The following is a 20,320-nucleotide window of genomic DNA, read 5'->3' on the forward strand; positions in this document are numbered from 1 at the left end:
AAGAAATAGCAAAAATAAAGCCTATAAAAATAAAGGTAACAAAGTTATAGGCAGCAAAACTATGGGGTGATAAAAATCAATGCGAGGCGAATGGTATTGAAGTCAATGCTTTGCTTGAGATGATCATATATCGGACGCAGCTTGATGCTACCGTCATCATTGAAGTCATTTGGATTATTGGCGACTTTAATGGCGACATAGGCATTACCTACGGCTGTCATCACCTCATCATCTGGACGCAGATGATCGCAGGCAAGACTCGGATCTTGTGATTTTAGCTCACCGATATGGCGCATGATGGTCGATTGTGACAATTGACGTGCTTCTGAAATCTCCGCAATGGTCAAACTCTCCTCCAATAACACTCGGGTTGCACTCAAGGTGCTTTCTGACTTATCAGAGACCTGATTGCCCTGTTTTTGCTTTTTATCTATTTGCGCTTGCTGCTGTTCGCGGCGCTTTTTTTGCAGCGCGGCATAGGCATCAATCACGGATTGACTGAGCGTACCACCTGACTTTAAGACAAACTTCTCATGTGCCTGCTGCATGCTTTCTTCATCGAGCATGGCATAGTTGGCATCAGCTTCGTCAGACAGCACCAAAAATCGCTTGTCTGCGCCGCGTGCTAATGGATCAAGTTGCAAGCTCATGTCATTCATACCCAGCAGCTGCAATCCTGCCAGCGACTTGAGACGTGACAAGGCCACATAGCCTTGCCCAAGCTCAAAGGTACGCGATAAATCAATCTCAGCCGCGTCAAGGGTCATGCCTTGCGATTTATGAATGGTGATTGCCCATGCTAGACAGAGCGGTACTTGTAAATAACTTGCCAGCACATCGCCCGTTTCATCTTCGATGATCCATTCTTCAGGTTCAGCGATGACTTCACGTCCGGAGTTTAGTCTAACCACAGGCATTTTTTGCGTCGCCGCTTTCTTTGCTTTTGGCTTATCGGCTTCTTTTTTAGCAGCGCTTTTTTTACCCTTGGTCGTCTGTTTATCCGTGGTTTCGTCAGTATCTTCACGGTCCGCATCAATGTTATTTTCGATCAATGCCTCACTGCTGTCTTTACTGTCATCCACTTTGACAGCAGCAAACCCAATTAACTCGCCCATCGTTCCGTTAGAGACACCAAGCTCAGCGTTGTTTTTGATAAACATTACCTTGGCACCGACTTTTAGAATCAGCTCGTCTTGGGTACGCACGGTCTTTTTTAGCGTCTCAACCAGCTTACTATCGCCTGTCGCCGTCGCCTCAAAACGCATCATCTCGCCATCTAGAGACGCCAGTTCTTTGTCATTGATTTTATTGACGTTGAGATTGTGGGTATACAGACGCGTACGCTTGATATCGACACTTTGGTCATAAGTCGCTTCTAAAGCGGCAATCGCCTCAAAGGTTACTTCCTGACGGCGGATTTGATTGAGAATATCATCTAGATCAAGCCCGCCATTCGCCGCGTCACTGACTTGTCTATGCTGCTCTGACAGATAGCAAATATGGAACTTGGCATCGAGCCACGCCTCAGACATAAAGGCAAATTTTTCACGATTGCTCTCGCCCTTGCTACCGATGGGCGGCAGCTGAAAAAAGTCCCCTGCGACAACGACTTGTATACCACCAAAGGCTTTGTTATTTTTGCGGACATGCTTGAGGACTTGGCTGACCAAGTTAAGCTGTTTGGCATGTAGCATTGATATCTCATCGATGACCAACACAGCCGTGTCTTTTAGTCTGTCTGCTAAGAACTGCTTGCGTGATAAATTTGTCAAATCTCGATCAGACAGCTCATCCTTGATACCAATACCCGACCAACTATGAATCGTTGTGCCGTTCATGTGTGTGGCAGCAATACCGGTACTGGCAGTCACCGCAACAGGCACACGGCGAGCGCGTAGATAATCAATATATTGATTGAGCGTATAGGTCTTACCTGAGCCTGCTGAGCCCGTTAAAAAGACATTTTGACCTGTTTTTAAGATATCGAGAGCAGAAGATTGACGCATAGATTCAAACCAGCCAGTAATGTGAAAAAAGAGAATAATAAAACCATCATCATAATGGAAAAAAACGCAACATTTGCCTAAAATCACCTAAAATTTGCGGGCTGTGCAACCTTGAGGTATCGACAATAAAATAAACAATTGTCAATAGAATATAGATAAAAAATGCTTTATTTTTTATAAATGCAAAAAATCAATAGCTTATCTTTTAATTTTTTCCGTAAAGTATCTGCTTTGATCATAAATACCAAGCCTATGCATTCTAGGCTTTACAGCAATAAAATCATGGCCATTAAAGCAAACTTCCTGTTATGTGTTAACTCATCAGTCATTATAAAATTTTAGTATGATTATCAGCAGAAGCCGAGTAGTATGAAACGTGTACAGAGAGCAATTGATGTTAATCAATCACAACATCAACTGATATTGTTTTGCGATAACAGATATTAGGATAGATAAAATTGCGCTTGTATTATCCGATAAAACAAACAACACAACAAGGAGTGTTTCATGCTGTATGCAAATCCCAATACGGAAGGTAGCCCTGTTCAGTTCCGCGAAAAATACGATAACTTTATTAATGGTGAGTGGACCGCTCCTATCGATGGAGAGTATTTTGATAACACAAGCCCCATCGATGGTAAAACTATTTGCCAAGTAGCCCGCTCAAAAGAAGCCGATATCGAAAAAGCCCTAGACGCGGCGCATGCTGCCAAAGATGCTTGGGGTAAGACCAGTGTTACTGAACGTGCCAACTTGTTACTCAAAATTGCTGACAGCATGGAAGCCAACCTAGAAGCGATTGCGATTGCCGAATGTTACGAAAACGGCAAACCTGTTCGTGAGACACTCGCAGCCGACATCCCTCTAGCCATTGATCACTTCCGTTATTTTGCCAGCGCCATTCGCGCACAAGAAGGCGGTATCAGTCAGATTGACGAAGACACTGTGGCTTATCATTTTCATGAGCCACTTGGTGTCGTCGGTCAAATCATTCCTTGGAACTTTCCTATCCTAATGGCCGTTTGGAAGCTAGCACCTGCCCTTGCTGCTGGTAACTGTGTCGTTCTAAAGCCAGCCGAACAAACGCCAGTTTCTATTCTGTTCATGTTAGAGACCATCGGTATCGCTGACATTTTGCCAAAGGGCGTGCTAAACGTCGTCAATGGCTTTGGGGTCGAAGCGGGTAAGCCACTTGCCTCAAACCCTCGCATCAATAAAGTTGCCTTTACAGGTGAGACTACCACTGGCCGCCTCATTATGCAGTACGCGAGCGAAAACATCATTCCAGTGACGTTAGAGCTTGGTGGCAAAAGCCCTAACATCTTCTTTGCCGATGTTATGGATGAGGACGATGACTTCTTGGACAAAGCGGTCGAAGGTCTAGTGATGTTTGCACTGAACCAAGGTGAAATCTGCACCTGTCCATCGCGGGCACTCGTTCATGAGAGCATCTATGATGAGTTTATCAAACGCTGTATCGCCCGTGTCGAGGCCATCAAAATGGGCAACCCACTCGATACCGACACCATGATTGGCGCGCAAGCCAGCTCAGACCAACTAGAGAAAATTTTATCTTATCTCGACATCGGTAAAAAAGAAGGCGCAAAAGTGCTCGTCGGCGGAGAACAAGCCAAACACGATGGCGACTTAGCAGATGGTTACTACGTCAAGCCAACGATCTTTGAGGGCACCAACGACATGCGCGTGTTCCAAGAAGAGATCTTTGGACCTGTCCTTGCCGTGACTACTTTTAAAGACGATGACGAAGCCATGCAGATTGCCAATGACACCTTGTATGGTTTAGGCGCTGGTGTATGGACCCGTAGTGTACACAAGGCATATCGCTTCGGACGTGGTATCCAAGCAGGCCGCGTATGGACCAACTGCTATCATATTTATCCATCACATTCGGCGTTCGGTGGTTACAAACAATCTGGTATCGGACGTGAAAACCATTTAATGATGCTCGACCACTATCAGCAAACCAAAAACATGCTGGTGTCGTACAGTCAGAAAAAAATGGGCTTCTTCTAAACCATCATTGCTAATCATGGAGCGGGTTATCACAAGTGTTACATAGCCCGCTCGCTACAACGATCTAAATAAAAAACTGAGACGAATTTTTATATCCTCTAATGCGCTTAGGCGCACAGCAGGAAAAATTTGTAGCAGTCTTGCGTTCAAAATAAGGTGTTTGCATATTTTGAATGCAATATCGCAACAACTTTTTATATCAACATTTATCAATCACCCATAAAAGAGAGCTTATTATGACTAACAAAATGAAAGCCGCTGTATTACATGAGTTCGGTCAAGACTTAAAAATCGAAGAAGTCGACATTCCAACCGCAGGTGCTGGGCAAATAGTTGTCAAAATGCACGCCTCAGGCGTCTGTCATACTGATTTGCATGCGGTTGAGGGGGACTGGCCTGTTAAGCCAAGCCCGCCATTTATCCCAGGTCATGAAGGTGTTGGCGTGATCACGGCGGTCGGTGACGGCGTAACTCATGTCAAAGCAGGTGATCGCGTTGGTGTGCCATGGCTATACTCTGCTTGTGGTCACTGTACGCATTGCTTGGGTGGCTGGGAAACCTTATGTAAAAAGCAAGAAAACTCTGGTTACTCAGTGAACGGTAGCTTTGCAGAATACGTCCTTGCAGATGCCAACTATGTTGGCATTATTCCTGAGAGTGTCGACTCCATTGAGATTGCCCCTGTTTTATGTGCGGGCGTCACGGTATATAAAGGTCTTAAAATGACCGACACCAAGCCAGGCGACTGGGTTGTTATTTCAGGTATCGGCGGCCTTGGTCACATGGCTGTACAGTATGCCATTGCCATGGGGCTCAATGTTGCTGCTGTTGATATTGATGACGAAAAACTTGAATTCGCCAAAAAGCTGGGGGCAACAGTGACGGTAAATGCCAAAAATACAGACCCAGGCGAGTTGCTACAAGAAAAAATCGGTGGCGCTCATGGCGTGTTAGTCACTGCAGTATCATCAAAAGCTTTTGATCAAGCCTTAAGCATGTTACGTCGCGGTGGTACTTTAGTATGTAACGGGCTCCCCACTGGCGACTTCCCGGTGTCAATCTTTGATACTGTACTCAATGGTATCACCATACGCGGCTCTATCGTTGGCACACGTCTTGACTTACAAGAGTCGCTAGATATGGCAGCGGCTGGCAAAGTCAAAGCGACCGTCAAAGCTGAGCCGTTAGAGAACATCAATGATATTTTTGAGCGGATGCGTAATGGCAAAATCGAAGGTCGTATCGTCATCGACTATAATCAATAACGGATAGTAAAATGACAGTGTTATAAGCTTATTACGTAGTTATTCCAACTGTCAATTATCAGCCGAAGGTCGTATCTTTTTAGTCATATGCCAGTTGTGATGTGTCTGAAGATGATGCGACCTTTTTGATTTGACTGTGGCATACTGATACTAGAGAGCAATTATATAAACCATGGATGGGCCATAAGAAGGAGTACGATATGAAACTGGCAGCAACAGAATCTTGTAAAGCGTTAATTGAGCTATTGAAATCTAAGCACGGTGAGCTGATGTTTCATCAATCAGGTGGCTGCTGTGACGGTAGCTCGCCCATGTGCTATCCATTAGGAGAGTTCAAAGTGGGTGGTCAGGATGTGTTGGTTGGTGAGCTTGCTGGCTGTCCATTTTATATGGGTAAGGCACAGTACAATCTATGGCAACATACGGATCTCACCATTGATGTCGTCAATGGGCGCGGTGCGAGTTTTTCGTTAGAAATCCCTGAAGGCAAACGCTTTATCGTACGCTCAGAAATCTGTGCGATATAAGGACGTTTGACGCAACATTAAGTAGCATTAATTCCAGACGATGTACCGAATATAACAGTCTTAGCTGGTCCTACGATATTGACGCAAACAGATACCGCAGAGTCATTTTTATTTTATTATTTCAGCAGAATAATAGTTACTGTAAAGCGTACCCTATTTTAATTAGCATGGATGCTATAAGGAATATGAAATGGAATTTGACACAACATTTGACTATGTCATCGTCGGCGGAGGTTCGGCGGGTTGCGTGCTCGCCAGCCGTCTCACTGAAAACCCAGATATCAGTGTCTGCTTATTAGAGTACGGCGGTGATGGCAAAGATCTAGCAGTACGCGTGCCTGCTGGACTGATTCTGATGGTTCCTGGCAAACCGCTGAAATTGAACAATTGGTGCTTTCACACCACCCCGCAAGAGCACCTTAATAATCGTAAAGGTTTTCAGCCGCGTGGACAATGTCTAGGCGGATCATCAGCAATCAATGCCATGATCTATACGCGCGGTAGTAAGCTAGATTATGAGCGCTGGGTAGAGCAAGGCTGTACTGGCTGGGGATTTGACGATGTATTGCCTTACTTTATCAAAGCTGAAAATAATATTCGTGGTAGCGATAAGCTACATGGTGATAGCGGGCCGCTGCATGTTAGCGACCTACTCAGTCCACGAGACATCTCCAAAGCATTCGTAGAAGCTGCGATTGCCAATGGCCTAGATCATAACCCTGACTTTAATAGCGAAAAGCAAGACGGTACAGGATTGTATCAAGTCACTCATTTCCATGGTGAAAAACAAGGCCAACGCTGCTCTGCCGCGGCCGCCTATCTACATCCTGTCCAAAACCGCTCCAACCTAACTGTCATCACTCATGCGCAGGCTAACCGCGTCATTATCGAAGACAATCAAGCGACAGGCGTCGTCTACGAAAAAGACGGTGTCGAACATACTGTCACGGCGCGTCATGAAGTCCTACTATCAGGTGGCGCATTTGGTTCGCCCAAAGTCCTGATGCTCTCAGGTATTGGCCCTGCAGAGCATTTGCAGTCTCATGGTATCGATGTGGTAGTAGATGCACCTGAAGTCGGTGGTAATTTGCAGGATCACTTAGACGTCGTCTTTGATTACGAGGTCAATACTACTGACGTCATCGGTATTGGCATGGCATCGATTTCGACATTGACCAAAAGCATTCGGCAGTGGAGAAAAGACGGTACAGGGCTGCTGTCTACCAACTATGCAGAAGCAGGTGCGTTCTTTAGCGTCGGTGATGACCCAAAGGAGTGGCCAAATACACAGCTGCACTTTGTCATCTCGCGCGTGATAGAGCACGGTCGCGATCTCAGACGCGGATTTGCTGTCTCTTGTCACAGTTGCTACTTACGGCCTGAAAGTCGAGGCACTGTACGACTGGACTCAGCCGACCCCTCCGATGCTGTCTTGATCGATCCAAACTATCTGTCGCATCCAAAAGATGTAGAGTATATGGTTGCCGGTGCCGAGCGTACTCGCGCCATCATGCAAGAGTCTGCACTCGCTAAGTACATTACTGAAGACTACCCTGCCCCTTACCTCGAAAAAGACGGCATGCTCGGCTATATCAGAAATAAGTCAGATACCATCTATCATCCAGTAGGTACTTGCCGCATGGGCTCAGATGACAGCTCTGTGGTCGATTTGGAATTGAAGGTACGAGGTGTGAGCAGATTACGAGTCATTGACGCTTCAGTGATGCCAACGCTTATTAGCGCCAATACCAATGCGCCAACTATTATGATTGCCGAAAAAATGGCCGATCTCATTAAGGCGAATCATGGCCCTATTTGATGCTGTATTAGGCAAACTGCTTATAGCTGATTGCTTTAAAGAGACATAACTTTATCATTTCTAATTGTTTACAATTAGTAAAATTGTAACTGGCTAGCAATTTAAAGGTATGTCTCTTTGCTATTGAAAATTAACAAACATAAAGCCATAGAATTTAGTATTTAATATCTTATTGATGCTAAATACGGCAAAACCGTGCACTTTTTATCAAAATTAGTCTATTTATAGCTTGCATTACCACAGATTAAGAGAGTATATTCGAACGACTTGTTTATATTTTTAGTTTCCATCTATATAATTTAAAGTTATAACAACCTTTAATATGTTTTATTTTGTATATATGAAACATTTTATAGATAGATGCTTTAGAGGTCACTAAACGCTTTCTCATCGTATTCATAATCGAGTACGAACATATGGATACATGAGTACCTACCTACCATTACATAGGATGTAATAATGCAAAAATCACTCTTCAAACTTACGATGTTGGCGACGTTTGTCTTAGGTATCAGCGCCTGTAGTGGAGACAACAAAACTACTGACGACTCTGCTGCTAGCTCAGACGCTAAAGCTGCCAAAACATTGCTATATTGCTCAGAAGGTAGCCCTGCTGGATTCGATCCAGCGCAATATACTTCTGGTACGGATTTTGATGCGAGTGCCTTCCCTATTTACAATGGCTTGGTAGAATTCAAAAGAGCGGAGACTGAGATTCAACCAGGGTTAGCTGAGAGCTGGGAGATTAGCGAAGACGGCAAGACTTATACCTTTAATCTACGCAAAGGGGTTAAATTCGGTACAACTGACTACTTTACTCCAACTCGCGATTTCAACGCAGATGACATTGTCTTTACGCTAGAACGTATCACTGACCCAGACTTTGAATTTAACAAAGCTTATCCTGCTGAATTCCCATATTCGGTCGGCATGGGGCTACCTGATATTATCTCTAATATCGAAAAGGTTGACGACTATACGGTAAAAATTACCCTTAGCGAAACCAATGCGCCGTTCCTACAGAACCTAGCGATGCCTTTTGCTTATATTGGTTCTGCTGAGTACGCAGATCAATTGCTAGCCTCTGGCAATGCTGCTGATATCAATACTAAGCCAGTCGGTACTGGACCTTTCGTCTTTACCTCATATCAAAAAGACGCGCAAATTCGTTATACCAAAAACCCAGACTATTGGAATAAAGACGACATCTATATCGACAACCTAGTGTTTGTCATCACTAAAGACTCGGCAGTTCGTGCACAGAAAGTGCAAGCTGGCGAATGTCATGTGTCCGCTTATCCAAAACCTGCCGAAATCGAATCTGTCAAAAAATCAGGTAAAGCCACTGTTCTCGATCAGCCTGGCTTCAACGTCGGCTATGTCGGTTATAACGTAGAAAAACCTCAACTGAGCGATCTTAAAGTGCGTCAAGCATTAGATATGGCGATCAACAAAGACGCTATTATCAATGCGGTTTATCAGAGCGAAGGCCTCAAGGCAACCAATCCAATGCCGCCAACGCAGTGGGGCTATGATGAGTCACTTAAAGATGCGCCTTACGACGTCGAAAAAGCAAAAGCACTAATCAAAGAAGCTGGCGCGGATAATCTTTCTATCAATCTATGGTATATGCCAGTTCAGCGTCCGTACAACCCAAATGCCAAGCTAATGGCTGAAATGCTACAAGCAGATTGGGCGAAGATTGGCGTCGATACCAAGCTTGTGACTTATGAGTGGGGCGAGTACCTAAAACGCGCTGCTAAAGGCGAGCCTGATGTCATTCTAGCCGGCTGGACTGGCGATAATGGTGATCCAGACAACTGGCTTGGCTCATTACTGTCTTGTGACGCAGTCGGTGGCAATAACTACTCGCGCTGGTGTAACAAAGACTTCGATAATTTGGTGACCAACGCCCGTCAGATTAACAATCAAGATGAGCGTGTCAGTGAATACGAGCAAGCTCAGCAGATATTCAAAGAGCAGCTTCCTTGGACGACAATGGCGCATTCGGTAGTGACGGTATTCACCGCACCAAATGTGGTCGATTATAAAATCAGCCCACTTGGCTCAATACGCTTCGATGGTGTAAAAGTTGAATAACCTTGACTGATTAATTCCGTTACAACATAAGCAATTTATTCATTTTATTCATTCATATAAGTGCGGCTGGGTCAGATACTCTGCTCCAGCCGCACTTATATGAACAATATGAATTAAGCACTTTGTCACGGATCTCTTCATCATCGCTAATACTCTAATCATTGAACCACAACTATTGAGCAGCCCATGCTACTTTATATTCTGCGTCGTATTGCCATTTTAATACCCGTCTATCTTGGCCTAACGCTATCGACTTTTACTCTGATTCGTCTCGTACCTGGAGATGCGGTAGAGATTATGATGGGCGAGCGTATGGTCGATCCCGAGCTACATGCTCGTGCCCTAGAAAGGCTAGGATTAGACAAACCACTCGTTGCCCAGTATTGGGATTATTTGACTGGCATCTTAACGGGTGATTTCGGTCAGTCCTTTCGTACTCGTACGCCCGTACTACAAGACTTCTTTGCTCACTTTGTTCCTACTTTAGAGTTGGCGTTATGCGCTATTGTCATCGCTAGTGTTATTGGTGTTAGCTTAGGCATCTTTGCTGCCCTGCGCCGTGGTACATGGATTGATTACACCCTCATGTCAGGCGCGTTGGCAGGATACTCTATGCCCATCTATTTATTGGGCCCTATCCTGACTGGTATCTTCGCTCATTATTTAGGTCTACTGCCCGTCGCTGGGGTGATATCTGTCGCACAGTTTTTAGATGTGCAACCACTGTATGGGTCATGGTTACTCGGCTCACTAATCTCAGGAGAGCCTGGCGCGTTTTGGAACGTGGTCAAACACTTTATATTGCCCTCTATAGCCTTATCGACCATTCCGTTAGCGATGATTGCGCGGATGACACGCTCTGCAATGCTAGAGGTATTAGATGAAGACTATGTGCGTACAGCACGAGCCAAAGGCTTATCTCCACGCCGAGTAATACTGGTTCATGTCATGCGTAACGCCTTGATTACTGTGGTTACCGTCGTTGGCCTACAGATGGCGACATTACTCGCAGGTGCCATTATTACCGAGACTATCTTTAGTTGGCCAGGCGTTGGTAATTGGCTACTCGATGGGTTTTTCACTCGTGACTACCCTATTGTACAAAATGGTATTTTATTGGTCGCCACCGCTCTGATTTTGGTTAGTTTATTTATTGATATTTTGTATGGTCTGATCAATCCACGTATTCGCCATACTTCTTAATTTAACATTAATAAATACTCACATTATAAATAGTGATGATTAGCGCTCAAGTGAAGTTTTAGCAATGCTTAGTACTTTTTTATGAATAAGATTCTAAAAAATGTCACTGCGCTAGCCACTATAGGAAATGCTCATGAAGCCTTCTGTTCTCCCCTCTGATGTCAATCTGATGGCAGCCACACCGCCGTCATCTTGGCAGCTATTTTTATCGACGTTCTGCCGAAACAAAGGCGCCGTGATTGGTTTTATCGTACTGGCATTGATGGTTCTAGTTGCCATACTTGCGCCTGCTATTGCCCCTCACGATCCTTACGAGCTGTTCACCGGTCAAGAGCAATTGCCACCTGCCTTTTTAGATGGCGGCAATGCGATGTTTTGGCTAGGCACTGATGATGCAGGCCGAGATACATTGTCTCGAGTGATGTATGGCGCGCGTTATTCATTATTTATCGGTCTAAGCGCGACGACTCTGGCGATGTTGGTTGGTATTTCTTTAGGTCTGAGTGCAGCATTTTGGCCAAAGGTCTGGGGCAAGGCGGTCATGTTGGTCAATGATATTCTGATGTCATATCCGAGCTTGCTATTGGCGATTATCATTGCCGCTATCTTAGGTCCTTCTATGACCAATACGATTATTACGATCGCACTGGTCTGTACACCGCCTTTTATTCGTCTGACTCGTGCCACAGCAATGGTAGAGCTACAACGTGAGTATTTTATTGCCTCACAAGTGATGGGCGCTGGCGTGCTCAGATTGTTGTTTATCACCATTTTGCCCAACTGTATGGCACCGCTTATCGTACAGGCAACGATGATTTTCTCGTCTGCTATTTTAGAAGCGGGTGCGATTGGTTTCCTAGGTTTTGGCGTACAGCCACCTGATGCCGAATGGGGCGCGATGCTAGGTACGGCACGTCAATATATTCAAAGTAATGTTTGGCTAGCAATCTGGCCGGGTGTCGCTATCTTCTTAGCTGCACTATCGATTAACCTGACTGGTGATGGCTTACGCGATGCGCTAGATCCTAAATTAAAGCAGGTGACTTAAGATGACTGAACCATTAATTAATACGCCTATCACTCATACGTCTATGAATGGTGCATCAACAAAAGACGCACCATTGCTGTTAGATATCGAAAACCTGTCGGTCACTTTTGGACAAGGGGTGCGTGCCTTTCGCGCAGTCGATGATGTGTCGCTAAAGATTACCCAAGGTGAGGTCATCGCTGTCGTTGGTGAATCTGGCTCAGGTAAATCAGTCACCATGATGGCGCTGATGGGGTTATTGCCACCTTCTGCGACCGTTCGTGCACAGCGAGTGGTATTTGACAATAAAGACATGCTTAGTATGTCAGCCAAAGAGAGACGCGGCATCATTGGCAAAGATATCTCTATGATTTTTCAGAACGCTATGTCTTGCCTAAATCCAAGCTTTACGGTTGAGATGCAGCTAGGTGAAGTTCTACGCAAGCATCTTGGTTTACGAGGCGCAGCGGTACAAACACGCATCTTAGAACTGCTAGAGTTGGTCGAAATGCCCGATGCCAAAAACCGTCTCAAAGTCTATCCGCATCAGCTATCAGGCGGTATGAGTCAACGGGTTATGATTGCGATGGCCATTGCTTGTGAGCCAAAACTGCTTATCGCAGATGAGCCAACCACTGCGCTCGATGTCACGGTACAAGCGCAGATCATGGATTTGCTGAGCCGATTGCAACGCGAAAAACAAATGGCGATGGTATTAATTACCCACGATTTGGGCCTTGTCGCGCAAAACTCGCGTGATGTCGCGGTTATGTATGCGGGACAAGTGGTAGAAACCAGTACCGTACCGGAGATTTTCCAAAATCCTGCTCATCCTTATACCGAGGCATTACTGCAAGCCATCCCAGAGCTCGCTATCGGTCAAGACCGTCTAAACAGCTTGCCCGGTGTCGTGCCAAGTCAATATGACCGGCCAGCTGGTTGCTTGTTGTCTCCTCGTTGCCCTTATAAAGAGCCTGCTTGCGAAGTACCGCCACCTATTTTAGATACGCCCAATGGCAAGGTGCGTTGTATTGATTCTAATATTACCTCTCGCCCCTCTCACGCTGCTACCCTGGAGTCACAAGTATGAGTAATAAAGTGGTCCTAAAAGCAGACAATCTACACAAGCACTACCCAGTATCACAAGGTCTGGGCAAAGCAAAGGCCTACGTAAAAGCGCTCAATGGCGTCTCATTCGAGCTTGAAGCTGGCAAGACATTGGCCGTAGTTGGTGAGTCAGGCTGCGGAAAATCCACCCTTGCCCGCCAGTTGACACTGATCGAATCGCCTACACATGGTGAGCTATTTATCAACGATGAAGGCACCACAGGCTATAGCAGAAAAGCGCTAAAAGAGCTGCGTACTGAAATTCAAATGGTCTTTCAAAATCCTTATGGTAGCTTAAATCCGCGTCATACCATTGGCTATCAATTGACAGAACCATTGGATATCCATACCAAACTGTCTAAAGAGGAAAAGCGCGACAAAATCAACGAGATGATGAGACATGTCGGTCTACGTCCCGAACACGCTGGTCGTTATCCGCATATGTTTTCGGGTGGTCAGCGTCAACGTATTGCCCTCGCCCGCGCCATGATGCTCAACCCTAAAATCGTCGTCGCTGATGAGCCAACTTCCGCACTCGATGTATCTATTCAGGCGCAAGTCTTAAATCTATTTATGGATTTGCAGGATGAGTATCGTACCGCTTACGTTTTCATCTCGCACAATTTGTCGGTCGTGCGCCACGTCGCTGATGATGTGATGGTGATGTATTTGGGTCAAGCTGTTGAACACGGCCCCAAAGAAGCGATTTATAATGCGCCAAAGCACCCCTATACCATCGCCCTATTGGCTGCTGCCCCAACGGTAAATGGTCATAAGAATGACTTAACCCTACAAGGTGAGCTGCCAAGTCCGCTCAATCCACCAAGTGGTTGCGCCCTACATAAACGCTGTCCCTATGCCAAGCAGCAATGCAGCGAAATAGAGCCGCAACTGCGCGAATGGGACGGTCGATTGGTTGCTTGTTTACGTTTAGAAGAGATATATGGTTAAGGTGACTAAGGTTAAAATGATTAAGGTTAAGATGATTAACGACTAATCAATATTAACCACACCGCGGCACTTAGGAAATTTGCTACAACCAAAAAAGGTCTGACCTTGATTCAGGCCTTTTTTTGCCACGCGCTTGATCATCTCACCGTTACATCTCGGGCAGGTTGGCGTTTGAATTAAATCAGCTGTATGGTCTATCACCTCAATTGTCGCAGGTTCATTAACTTTTGGCTCAGATTCTACGATCTCAAACGGCGTAAGAAAAACCTTATCAGCAATATCGTGCGATGTAATTGTATGCTGAATATCTGCCTGCTGAGTGTCCATACTATCAATTGGTAAATCGCTAGATTCAATGTCAGTCTGACCCGACCATCGATGCACTTCCCTACTTTTTAGAATAGCTCGTTTAGCGGTCTCTTTTACTATCGGCTCTGGTATAGACTCATGAGCCACTTTAGCAACTGGTTTATCATTAGTATTATCGCTAGGCTGCTTATTTGTATTTTTGCTTGAATTGCTATGCTTGTCTTTTAGATAGGCTTTATGCTCTCGATTGGTGCGCCAAGACTTACTAAATCTATTGCTATTAATCTGCGCAACGATAGATGCAACCTCATCTTCAGTGAGTATCTTATTTTGCTTTTCCTTCACATAAGACACCATACCACTCGTCAATACATACTCGGGCAACTCATCGCGGGTTTTTAATTCGCACTCACCGATAAAAGCAATCATCGAATGAAAGTAGCTCAACTCCAAGCCTAATAAATCTGCGAGCGTCTTAATGTGCAAGTAGTTTTGGCGCAATGGGTTTTGGAATTTGAATTTACTTCCATTTGGGAAGGCTTGCGTCCACTGTCTTTGGTTCTCGCTACCATATATCCAGCCTTTATAGTTTTTGGTTTCGATGACAAAGATGCCGTATATAGAGACGATGATATGATCAATCTGGGTACTGCCACCATTAGCTCGTGGCAAGGTAATACCGTTTAATCGGTGGTAGACGTCTTTTTCAAGCTTTAGCCACATGGCGACATTAATGACGGTTTCACCTAGGAAACCTTTAAAGCTGGATTTTAGGGACATTGTTTCTTACTCTATCGATAGTATCTACTTAATTGGCACTTACACCAAATATTCATTTAATATAACCAGTAAACTAACCTTTTAGCGACTCACTCCATTGTCTGATATAGTCCATTTGCTTATTTACTGTGGTTAATTTACTTTCATCATCACAACGATCAAAAGTTCGAGCCCTATTGGTTGCTCGCTTTCCTATTTCAATTATATAGCCAACTTTTCCTTGTGACATTTGCTGCCCCATACTTGAGCAGACAAAATCTAATCTACATCCATTGATACATATAACAATGTTTTTAGGCTCTAATAGTGCCCTTAGTCCGAATAAAGCCTTATAAAAATCACTATCTTGAAATTGATACCTGCCAAGTTCAGCCAATACAAGAGTTAGCCCAACATTTTCAGAAGAATCCGAATAGCTTTCAAATATTAACTCAGCACTTTCTTTAATTTTATTGTTATAGATAGCTACTTTTTGATGCACGATATTCATCTTTATATCCAGCCTTTATAATTTTTGGTTTCGCCTAGGAAACCTTTAAAGGAGGATTTTAGGGACATGGTAGCGATCTTTAGAATGGTTATAGAATGTACTAGGCGTAATACCAAGACTCTTTAAACTTAATTAATCAGCACTCTCTTACGATGCTTTAAAGGCTTGGCATAAGTAGAAGAACATGATTTGATATGTTTATAAAAACTCTTATAAACCCGATCATACTCTTCATCAAGCTGTTTAAGTACATCTAAAGTACTATCGTTAGGATTAGCTTCATATTCCTGCTGTGCATTTATCAGGTCTCCCCCTGCATTTAAAAACAACTCATATTTTTTCTCAAGCTCTGGAAAATATAAAGCTATCAATATTTCTATCTTGCCACCTTCTCTGTAAAATTCATCAACATCTAAAGCTTCATCGCAATTTCTTGAAAAACTTTTGGATTGAACTTCCTGAATAATGGCTGCAAAATCAACCAATCTAAAAACTACTTCCTCAAACTTTATTCTCAAAAAGGCTTCATACTCCTTCTTGCGTTCAGCTCTCTTAGTAATGAGAATACCGCACAGTCCAAATGTTCCGATTATGCAGGCTGCTATCAAGCCTTCACTTAGTTCAATCTGTTTTAGCCATGTAATAGCATTTGCCAGCTCGATACTATCCATCTAATTTTTCCAGTTCTATAGTCATATAATTTATTTTTACATGAGAGATGCACAAGAAATAAAACTTAGCTTTATGAGCAATCAGTCCATTCTAATTTACCACTAAATCATCATGTTGAGGCACAGAATTTAGTACTGATTGCAGCAGTTATTTTACCGATAGCCATATTGATGAAAGCAGACCAAAAGAAAAGTCAAAGATTAAGCCATAAAAAGAGCCACCAGATTTCTCTGATGGCTCTTTTTTTAACAAAAACTAAGTCAGGTTGATTACACCAAACTATTTACTGCTTCGACCACAGCGTCAGTCGTGATACCGAACTCTTTATACAAATCACTAGCAGGAGCAGATTCGCCATAAGTCGTCATACCGATGACTTTGCCATCTAGACCAACGAATTTATACCAGTAATCTACATGCGCGGCTTCGACTGCGACGCGAGCACGGATATTGGCAGGTAATACGGCTTCACGATAGCTAGCATCTTGCTCAACGAAAATCTCAGCACATGGCATAGAGACCACACGGACGCCAACACCATTTGCGCTCAAGGCTTCATACGCTTCCATCGCTAGGCCAACTTCTGAACCAGTGGCGATGATGATAGCTTGTAGCTCACCTTGTTCTTTTGCCAGTACATAACCACCTTTGGTGATGTTCACTACTTGCTCGCTATCACGTGCTTGATGTGGCAAGCTCTGACGACTAAAGATCAATGCTGATGGGTTGTTTTCTGATTTGATTGCTTCTACCCATGCGCTTGCAGATTCAGTCGCATCACAAGGACGCCATGTACGTAGGTTTGGCGTGGTACGTAGGCTAGTCAATTGCTCAACTGGCTGATGCGTTGGGCCATCTTCACCCAGACCGATAGAGTCATGCGTATAGACATGGATGACACGCTGCTTCATCAACGCGCCCATGCGTACCGCATTACGTGCGTATTCCATAAACATCAGGAACGTCGCGACGTAAGGAATAAAGCCGCCATGCAATGCAATACCGTTGGCAATCGCAGTCATACCGAATTCGCGCACACCGTAATAGATATAGTTACCGTCAGCGTCTTTTTCGATGCCTTTCGCGCCTTTAAATAGCGTAAGGTTTGAGCCCGCTAAATCTGCTGAACCACCCAATAGTTCTGGCAATAGTGGCTGCAAGCTGTTGATAGCATTTTGACTGGCTTTACGACTAGCAACATCACCACCCGCTTCTTGCGTTTGCTGAATATAAGCTTGCGCTTGGCTAGCAAAGTCAGCAGGCAATTCGCCATTTAGGCGGCGTGATAGTTCTGCTGCAAGCTCTGGATAGGCTTTCTTATATGCTTCAAAGTCTGCATCCCAATTCTTTTGCTGTACGTCGCCTTTGGCTTTAGCATCCCACGCTTCATAGATTTCGTCATCTAATTCAAATGGGGCATGCTTCCAAGATAGCGCATCACGAGTCAAGGCGATTTCATCATCACCAAGTGGTGCACCATGACTGGCGGCTAGACCTTGTTTGTTCGGGCTACCAGCACCGATCGTGGTTTTACAAATAATTAGACTTGGCTTAGCAGTCTCTGCAATGGCTTGCTCAGTCGCTTGCGTGATTGCATCAGTATCATGACCATCGACTTTGATCACTTGCCAGCCGTAAGACTCAAAACGCGCTTCGGTATCATCGGTGAACCAGCCTTCGACGTTACCATCGATTGAGATACCATTGTCATCATAGAAGAATACCAGTTTGCCAAGAGCTAGTGTGCCAGCGAGCGAGCAAACTTCATGACTGATACCTTCCATTAAGCAACCATCGCCTAAGAATGCATAGGTATGGTGATCAACGATATTATGGCCTTCACGGTTGAACTGTGCGGCAAGTGTCTTCTCTGCGATCGCAAAACCAACCGCATTAGCAATACCTTGTCCTAGTGGACCAGTCGTCGTTTCTACACCAGGCGTATAACCAAGTTCAGGATGCCCTGGGGTTTTTGAATGCAGCTGACGGAAACCTTTTAGGTCATCAACGCTCACATCGTAACCTGATAAATGTAGCAATGAATAAATAAGCATCGAGCCATGACCGTTTGACAGTACAAAGCGATCACGGTTGTGCCAATTAGGATCTGCTGGATTGTGCTTCAAAAATTTGCGCCACAAAACTTCGGCAATATCAGCCATACCCATTGGCGCACCCGGATGTCCAGAGTTGGCTTTTTGAACCGCGTCAAACGACAGTACACGGATGGCATTGGCTAGTTTACGTTCGCTAATTGGAGCTGGCATAGAGTGTCCTAATATTCGAATGAGTAGTATAAAGATAAGATGAGAGTTTACTCAGAGGATAATCCACCAAAAACGCGGCAGGCGTCCTCAATGGATAGGCTATAAAATAAAAATGCAATATTAACATATTTGCTATGAGCCTAGCCAAAAATGCGGTGACAAGACCGTTTATATTTAGCAATGACTCACATCAGTTTTGTTAAACGATAGACAGTTATATATTTCAATTTAAGTTATAAATAATAAGCTGCGAGTGACCTAAGTGACAAGCAGCTCATTACTTATAGTCAATCTATTAAACTGAAATAGTCTCAGTACCGCCCATAAACGGACGTAATACTTCTGGAATCGTAATGCTGCCATCAGCATTTTGATGGTTTTCCATCACTGCTAGTAGCGTACGACCCACGGCCAAACCTGAACCGTTCAAAGTATGAGCCAAGCTAGTTTGTTTGCCATCTTTGACACGCGTACCCATACGGCGCGCTTGGAAATCACCACAGTTAGAGCAGCTAGAGATTTCACGATAGGTATCTTGGCTTGGTAGCCATACTTCGATGTCATAGGTCTTTTGTGCAGCAAAACCCATATCGCCAGTACATAGCTGTACCGTGCGGTATGGCAAGTTCAACTGCTGCAAAATATATTCAGCCTGTCCTGTCATCGCTTCTAATAGGTCATCGGACTGATCGCTAGTACCGACATTGACCATTTCCACTTTTTCAAACTGATGCTGACGAATCAGACCGCGAGTATCACGCCCATGTGAACCTGCTTCACTACGGAAACATGGCGTATGCGCCGTGAACTTTAATGGCAACTCTTTAATATCCAAACGCTCACCACGTACCAAATTGGTCATTGGTACTTCAGCGGTTGGGATCAAATAAAAATCCATCTCATCGTTATTAGTGTGATTGCTTAGCTTAAACAAATCATCTTCAAACTTAGGCAACTGACCCGTACCTTTCAAGCTATCGCTATTGACGATATAAGGTACATAGGTCTCAAGATAGCCGTACTTCATAGTATGCGTGTTCAACATGAATTGAATTAGTGCGCGATGCAATTGTGCCAATTGACCTTTTAGCACGTTAAAACGGCTTCCAGTCAACTTAGTCGCTGCCTCAAAGTCCAGCATACCAAGCGTCTCACCGATATGAGTATGATCTTGAATTTCAAAATCAAACGTACGCGGCGTGCCCCATTTGCGCACTTCTACGTTATCCTCTTCTGACGTACCGACTGGTACATCCGCCGCCGGAATATTCGGAATTTGCAAAGCCGCTTGAGTGATGCGCTCTTGTAGCGTACGTAGCTCGTCTTCCGCAGCTTTAATCTCACCGCTAACGCTTTGCATCTCAGCCAATAGCTCACTGGCATCTTCGCCTGATTTTTTTAGGGCACCTACTTGCTTAGCACCAGCATTGCGGCGCGATTGCAACTCTTCGGTTTTTACTTGTAGAGACTTGCGCTCGTTTTCAATCGTCTGCCAGAACTCCATATCAAGCTCATAACCACGGGTGGCTAGCTGCTGCTGTAGGTCGCTTAAATCGCCGCGTAAGAGTTTCGGATCAATCATAGTAGTTGCCTGTAACACTAAAGGTGAGTAAAAGGTTTAAAAGTATTATTAATAGGGTAATTGCCTAGCACATCGCTATCACGGTCTTTGTGATAACTGGCTATGACGTTATGTTTTATATCAACATATCTTGTAGTCGCTATAATACCAAGACACGGCAGATTTGACCATGTTTTGGATA

15 protein-coding genes are annotated in these 20,320 nt (G+C 44.4%); 9 read left to right on the plus strand and 6 right to left on the minus strand.

Going from position 1 to position 20,320, the window contains the following annotated elements:
* Positions 1-59: 59 nt before the first annotated feature.
* Complete coding sequence (locus tag ACQKCG_RS01035) at positions 60-2,006, minus strand: AAA family ATPase (RefSeq protein ID WP_101206328.1); 1,947 nt, start codon at positions 2,004-2,006, stop codon at positions 60-62.
* A gap of 507 nt (positions 2,007-2,513) precedes the next feature.
* On the opposite strand from ACQKCG_RS01035, the gene exaC reads away from it, so the two are divergent.
* From exaC to ACQKCG_RS01080, 9 genes are all read left to right on the plus strand, one after another.
* Positions 2,514-4,040: an acetaldehyde dehydrogenase ExaC gene (gene exaC / locus ACQKCG_RS01040; protein WP_101206327.1), complete on the plus strand. Its 1,527-nt coding sequence runs from the start codon at positions 2,514-2,516 to the stop codon at positions 4,038-4,040.
* Positions 4,041-4,276: 236 nt separating this feature from the next.
* Positions 4,277-5,305, plus strand: a complete 1,029-nt coding sequence (adhP, locus tag ACQKCG_RS01045) for an alcohol dehydrogenase AdhP (protein WP_178379299.1) — start codon at positions 4,277-4,279, stop codon at positions 5,303-5,305.
* A 200-nt stretch (positions 5,306-5,505) separates the two neighbouring features.
* Complete coding sequence (locus tag ACQKCG_RS01050; RefSeq protein WP_101206326.1) at positions 5,506-5,832, plus strand: DUF779 domain-containing protein; 327 nt, start codon at positions 5,506-5,508, stop codon at positions 5,830-5,832.
* Between the two features lie 190 nt (positions 5,833-6,022).
* Positions 6,023-7,651: a GMC family oxidoreductase gene (locus ACQKCG_RS01055; protein ID WP_101206325.1), complete on the plus strand. Its 1,629-nt coding sequence runs from the start codon at positions 6,023-6,025 to the stop codon at positions 7,649-7,651.
* A 459-nt stretch (positions 7,652-8,110) separates the two neighbouring features.
* Positions 8,111-9,751, plus strand: a complete 1,641-nt coding sequence (locus ACQKCG_RS01060; protein WP_101206324.1) for an ABC transporter substrate-binding protein — start codon at positions 8,111-8,113, stop codon at positions 9,749-9,751.
* A 186-nt stretch (positions 9,752-9,937) separates the two neighbouring features.
* Positions 9,938-10,954, plus strand: a complete 1,017-nt coding sequence (locus tag ACQKCG_RS01065) for an ABC transporter permease (RefSeq protein WP_101206323.1) — start codon at positions 9,938-9,940, stop codon at positions 10,952-10,954.
* 133 nt (positions 10,955-11,087) lie between these two features.
* The gene (locus tag ACQKCG_RS01070) at positions 11,088-12,002 is read left to right on the plus strand and encodes an ABC transporter permease (RefSeq protein ID WP_057761128.1); all 915 of its coding nucleotides are present in this window, start codon (positions 11,088-11,090) and stop codon (positions 12,000-12,002) included.
* 1 nt (position 12,003) lies between these two features.
* Positions 12,004-13,071, plus strand: coding sequence for an ABC transporter ATP-binding protein (locus ACQKCG_RS01075; protein ID WP_228706759.1), 1,068 nt, complete (start codon positions 12,004-12,006; stop codon positions 13,069-13,071).
* Positions 13,068-14,039: a peptide ABC transporter ATP-binding protein gene (locus tag ACQKCG_RS01080; RefSeq protein ID WP_057761132.1), complete on the plus strand. Its 972-nt coding sequence runs from the start codon at positions 13,068-13,070 to the stop codon at positions 14,037-14,039. Before ACQKCG_RS01075 ends, ACQKCG_RS01080 begins: the two co-directional genes overlap by 4 nt.
* Positions 14,040-14,081: 42 nt before the next feature.
* On the opposite strand, the gene ACQKCG_RS01085 is transcribed toward ACQKCG_RS01080, so the two are convergent.
* From ACQKCG_RS01085 to serS, 5 genes are all read right to left on the minus strand, one after another.
* Positions 14,082-15,128 carry an NERD domain-containing protein gene (locus ACQKCG_RS01085; RefSeq protein ID WP_101206322.1) on the minus strand — a complete coding sequence of 349 codons (1,047 nt, stop codon included), beginning with the start codon at positions 15,126-15,128 and terminating at the stop codon, positions 14,082-14,084.
* A gap of 73 nt (positions 15,129-15,201) precedes the next feature.
* The gene (locus ACQKCG_RS01090; RefSeq protein WP_101206321.1) at positions 15,202-15,618 is read right to left on the minus strand and encodes a hypothetical protein; all 417 of its coding nucleotides are present in this window, start codon (positions 15,616-15,618) and stop codon (positions 15,202-15,204) included.
* 128 nt (positions 15,619-15,746) lie between these two features.
* On the minus strand, positions 15,747-16,289 hold the full coding sequence (locus tag ACQKCG_RS01095; RefSeq protein WP_101206320.1) for a hypothetical protein: 543 nt from the start codon (positions 16,287-16,289) through the stop codon (positions 15,747-15,749).
* A gap of 270 nt (positions 16,290-16,559) precedes the next feature.
* Positions 16,560-18,557, minus strand: coding sequence for a transketolase (gene tkt, locus ACQKCG_RS01100; RefSeq protein WP_101206319.1), 1,998 nt, complete (start codon positions 18,555-18,557; stop codon positions 16,560-16,562).
* A gap of 295 nt (positions 18,558-18,852) precedes the next feature.
* Positions 18,853-20,139 carry a serine--tRNA ligase gene (gene serS / locus ACQKCG_RS01105; RefSeq protein WP_101206318.1) on the minus strand — a complete coding sequence of 429 codons (1,287 nt, stop codon included), beginning with the start codon at positions 20,137-20,139 and terminating at the stop codon, positions 18,853-18,855.
* Between the last annotated feature and the right edge of the window lie 181 nt (positions 20,140-20,320).

Origin of the sequence: Psychrobacter sp. NPDC078929, assembly GCF_050267985.1 — a bacterium.
GTDB lineage: Bacteria > Pseudomonadota > Gammaproteobacteria > Pseudomonadales > Moraxellaceae > Psychrobacter.

Coding starts and splice junctions, on each gene's coding strand:
- ACQKCG_RS01035 (WP_101206328.1), bottom strand. CDS start 2,006: ATGCGTCAATCTTCTGCTCTCGATATCTTAAAAACAGGTCAAAATGTC.
- exaC (WP_101206327.1), top strand. CDS start 2,514: ATGCTGTATGCAAATCCCAATACGGAAGGTAGCCCTGTTCAGTTCCGC.
- adhP (WP_178379299.1), top strand. CDS start 4,277: ATGACTAACAAAATGAAAGCCGCTGTATTACATGAGTTCGGTCAAGAC.
- ACQKCG_RS01050 (WP_101206326.1), top strand. CDS start 5,506: ATGAAACTGGCAGCAACAGAATCTTGTAAAGCGTTAATTGAGCTATTG.
- ACQKCG_RS01055 (WP_101206325.1), top strand. CDS start 6,023: ATGGAATTTGACACAACATTTGACTATGTCATCGTCGGCGGAGGTTCG.
- ACQKCG_RS01060 (WP_101206324.1), top strand. CDS start 8,111: ATGCAAAAATCACTCTTCAAACTTACGATGTTGGCGACGTTTGTCTTA.
- ACQKCG_RS01065 (WP_101206323.1), top strand. CDS start 9,938: ATGCTACTTTATATTCTGCGTCGTATTGCCATTTTAATACCCGTCTAT.
- ACQKCG_RS01070 (WP_057761128.1), top strand. CDS start 11,088: ATGAAGCCTTCTGTTCTCCCCTCTGATGTCAATCTGATGGCAGCCACA.
- ACQKCG_RS01075 (WP_228706759.1), top strand. CDS start 12,004: ATGACTGAACCATTAATTAATACGCCTATCACTCATACGTCTATGAAT.
- ACQKCG_RS01080 (WP_057761132.1), top strand. CDS start 13,068: ATGAGTAATAAAGTGGTCCTAAAAGCAGACAATCTACACAAGCACTAC.
- ACQKCG_RS01085 (WP_101206322.1), bottom strand. CDS start 15,128: ATGTCCCTAAAATCCAGCTTTAAAGGTTTCCTAGGTGAAACCGTCATT.
- ACQKCG_RS01090 (WP_101206321.1), bottom strand. CDS start 15,618: ATGAATATCGTGCATCAAAAAGTAGCTATCTATAACAATAAAATTAAA.
- ACQKCG_RS01095 (WP_101206320.1), bottom strand. CDS start 16,289: ATGGATAGTATCGAGCTGGCAAATGCTATTACATGGCTAAAACAGATT.
- tkt (WP_101206319.1), bottom strand. CDS start 18,557: ATGCCAGCTCCAATTAGCGAACGTAAACTAGCCAATGCCATCCGTGTA.
- serS (WP_101206318.1), bottom strand. CDS start 20,139: ATGATTGATCCGAAACTCTTACGCGGCGATTTAAGCGACCTACAGCAG.